This window comes from Candidatus Allofournierella excrementavium (assembly GCF_048526665.1).
Lineage (GTDB): Bacteria > Bacillota > Clostridia > Oscillospirales > Ruminococcaceae > Allofournierella_A > Allofournierella_A excrementavium.
In genome coordinates this window covers 1-3,992 of sequence record NZ_DBGFPE010000018.1, presented here as the reverse complement: position 1 = coordinate 3,992, position 3,992 = coordinate 1, and the positions used below count along the sequence as shown (strand labels likewise).

The 3,992-nt window shown below is 65.7% G+C and carries 1 pseudogene; it reads left to right on the top strand.

What is annotated here, in order from left to right:
- Positions 1-3,885 (top strand): annotated as a pseudogene (locus ACMI1Q_RS06240) (hypothetical protein); the annotation flags it as partial.
- Between the last annotated feature and the right edge of the window lie 107 nt (positions 3,886-3,992).

Genomic DNA, 3,992 nt, shown 5'->3' with positions numbered 1-3,992 from the left:
GGCAGCACCGTGGACATCGACGCGGGCGAAGACTACACCGGCGGCGACCTGGAGCTGACCGACGGCTCCGAAATGGATATCAATGCCGGCGGCAGCGCCGGGACCGGCGACGTTTCCGTGAGCGACAGCCGGCTGACCATCGACGCCGAGGGCCCGGTGGAGACCGGCGACATCACCGCCGGCGGTGGCAGCACCGTGGACATCGACGCGGGCGAAGACTACACCGGCGGCGACCTGGAGCTGACCGACGGCTCCGAAATGGATATCAATGCCGGCGGCAGCGCCTCCATCCCCACCGCCACGGTGGACGACAGCACCCTCACCGCCCAAACGGGCGACGACTTCCGCTTTGAGCGCATCACGGGCGTGAGCGGCGACGGCAAAAACACCAACGTGACCATCTACGCCAAGGGCGTGGTGGGCCGCCTGCTGCCGGACGGCAAGGACGCGATCATCTCCTTCGGCGAAGACGCCAACGACTCCAACGCAACCCTCTCGGTGAGCGGTGAAAAGAGCGTGGGCGAGGCCGACAGCCGCCTGCAGCTGGACATCCCAGAAACGCTGACCATGCGCATCCCCAAGGCCGGCGATATCTGGATCGACGGCATCGTGGAAGGCGAAAAGGACGCCGAACAGTTCACCGGACGGGGCGAGGACGGCACCATGCTCACCGGCGATGTGATCGACGCCATGGAAGGCGACGACACCACCGTGGGCGTGGAGCTGAACGCCCAGACCCCCGAAGAGATCGCCGCCCTGCTGCTGGAGCGGGCGCTGGACGAAGCCGACGCCACCGGCAAGGCCGAACAGCTCCTGAAAGACATCACCGCGGCGCTGGAAAAGACCCTCACCCCCGCCCTCGGCACAGAGGAAGCCTTTGAAGAAGCGCTGGAAAAACTGGACACCACCCCCGAAGCCATTGAAAAGGCGCTGAAAGAGCTGGACGAACTGCTCCAGGCGCTGGAAGAGGCGAATGACCCGGCGGACCCGGACGAACCGGAAGACCCGGCTGACGCCGCCCAGCAGGAGCAGAACAGAAAGCGGCTGCGCCAGCTGCTGGATGAATTGCTGGTGCTGACCCTGCGCGTGCCCGAGGCCGATGAGGGCGAAGACCAGCCGGGCGAAGAACCCGACCAGGACGAACCCCTCAAGGCTCTGATGGCGGATGAGGACCTGATCCCGCTCTACTGGGCGGCCCTCACCGACGAGGAGAAGCTGGCCCTGGTGGAGGAAAAACTCTGGGAGAAGGTGGAATACCCCGAACCCGTCGAGGATGACCGGGACTTCCGCGACCTCACTCTGGCCATCGGCGAATCCACCGGCGAGACCAGCATCACCAACAAGGGCAGCATCACCATCACCCAAAATGAGGGCACCTTCACTGCCCGCGAGGTGGTCTCCGGCTACGAGAACGTCACCATCACCGCCCCGGACATCGCCGGCGTCGAAGGCTTCACCAACGTCACCGGCACCGATCTGGTGCTCACTGCCCTCACCGGCAGCATCCGGGACCTGACCATCGACCAGCGCGACTGGGTGGAGCACACCGTGGTGGACGTGACCGAACTGCAAAAAGCCCCCGAGGCCATGCCCGCCAGCGGCAGCTGGAACATCACCCGCAACGCCCTCACCGGCCTGCTGGAGATGAATTTCTTCATTGATTTCACCACCATCAGCGTGGACGACCACGACCTGGCCACCACCCTCACCGCCACCGCCGCCGGTGATATCTCCATCACCGAAGTGCAGGGCGATCTGGGCCTGGCAAAGGCCGAAAGCACGGGCGGCGGCAGCATCGACCTGACGGCCAGCCACGGCAGCCTGCTGGATACGAACGCCAGCCCCGACGGGCTGAACCTCGTCACCACCGGCAGCGCCAGCCTCACCGCCAGGGAAGGCGTCATCGGCGCAGCCGAAGCCCCGCTGAACGTGGCGGTGGGCGAAACCCTCACCACCCTCTCCCGGGGCGATACCTGGCTGGCCAGCCCCGAAGACCTCACCCTCATCGCGGACGTGCTGGACGAGAACGCCCGGCTGGACGTGGTGGGCGACAAGGACCTGACGGTGAGCAACACCGAGGGCGACCTCAACGCCACCCGACTGCACGCCGGCGGCGACCTCTCGGTGAACAGCCCGAAGGGCAGCACCCACGTGAATGAGCTGAAGGCGGGCGGCACCCTCTCGATGGATTCCGCCGGAAACATCACCGTGGACGAGGCGCTGGGCGACGTGACGGTGAAAACCGCGAAGGCGGAAGGAGATATTTCCCTCAACATCCAGGGCGAACTGAAGGACGTGGCCGCCGACCCGGTGAAGGATTTGGCCGAAGCCCAGGCCGAGGCCGCCCGCGCCGAAGCGGCGCAGAAAGCGCTGGAACAGCAGCTGGCCGCCCGTCAGGAGTACCTGGACGCGCTGGAAAGCCAGCAGAAGGACCTGCAACAGCAGCTGGCGGACCTTGAGGCAGAGCACAAGGAGCTGGAAGAGCAGCTGCAGCAGGCTCTGCAGCAGCCCGAACCCGACCAGGCCGAAGTGGCCCGGCTGGAAAAAGAGCTGGCGAAGCTGGAAGGCGAGATGGACGAAATTCAGCAGCAGCTGAACGACCTGGAAACGGAACGCCAGCCGCATGAGGCCGAAAAACAGGCCATCGAGGCCGCCCTCGACCAGGCGAAGCAGCAAGCCGAAGCGGCCCGCAAGGCGCTGGGGGACGCGCAGAAGGCGCTGGAAGGCGCCCCGGACGCCTCCATCATCGCCGGCGGCAACGTGGATATCCTGCTGGAGAACGGCGGCAGCGTGGGCGAAGAGGGCAACGCCCTCGGCGTGGACGTGGGCGGCGTGCTGACCATCGCCGCAGGCGAGGACGAAACGCTGAAGGGCGTCTGGCTGGAGAGCCCCTCCGACCAGCCGCTGAACATCGCCCCCCTCGAGGCGGAGGAGGCCATCGTCATCAACACGGCGGGCGGCATTGCCCCTGCGGGCAGCACCGTCCCCGGCTGGAACGGCCTGGACTTCACCGCGCCGGACCTCACCCTCAACAGCACCGCCGGCGACACCGGCGCCAAGGACCGGCCCATCGAGACCATGGCGGACCGCATTTCGGCCATGGGCGACAACGTCTACATCCACAACCATAAGGACACCGAGCTGGGCGAGATCGTGGCCGACGAGACCGCGAACATCACCAGCGACGGCAACATCACCGCCGGCAGCGAGCCGGACGACAAGGTCGTGGCGGGCGACGCGGAACTGACCGCCAAGGGCGACGTGGGCAGCGAGGACGCGCCCATACGCATTGAGGCCGATGAAGTCAGCGCCCAGGGCGGCAGCGTCCATCTGGAAAGCGAAGGCGACGTGGTGGTGGACACCATCGTGGCCGGCAAGGACGTGACCATCCGCACCGACGGTTCCGTCACCGACAAGGGCACCGCCGACGCCATCACCTCCGAAAACCTCACCATCGAAGCGGGCGGATACATCGGCGCCAAGGATAACCCGCTGAACATCCATGTGTGGGGCAAAGTGGACCTGACCGCCGGCATCCCCTGGATCTACGTCATCAATTCCTACATCCATTCCGAAAAACCGTGGACCGATTCTTCCAAGCCTGTGACCGAACTGGTGCAGGTACTGACCGAGCAGACCCGCCGCCGCTGGACCGCGGACGACGAGCCTGAACCGGCGGAGAGACCGCAGGAGGAGAACGCCGATGAGGAGGTGCCCAAGGCGCCTGCCGCGCAGCAGCAAACAAGCGGCGGCATCTGCTGGTGCTGCTGGCTGTGCCTGCTTCTGATCATCCTGGTGGTCATCCTGCTGGCAGTGGTGCTGTGGCTACTCTGGCTGCTGTGGCGCCGCCGCAAGGAGGAAGAAGACGAAACGGCTGCCAAGTAAGCAAACACCTGGCCTCAGACAGCGGCCCCCGAAGCCAAAAGGGCTTTGGGGGCCGCATTTTTCTTTGCAGGTAACTGCGCGCCGCGTTATAATAAGGGAAAAGAAAA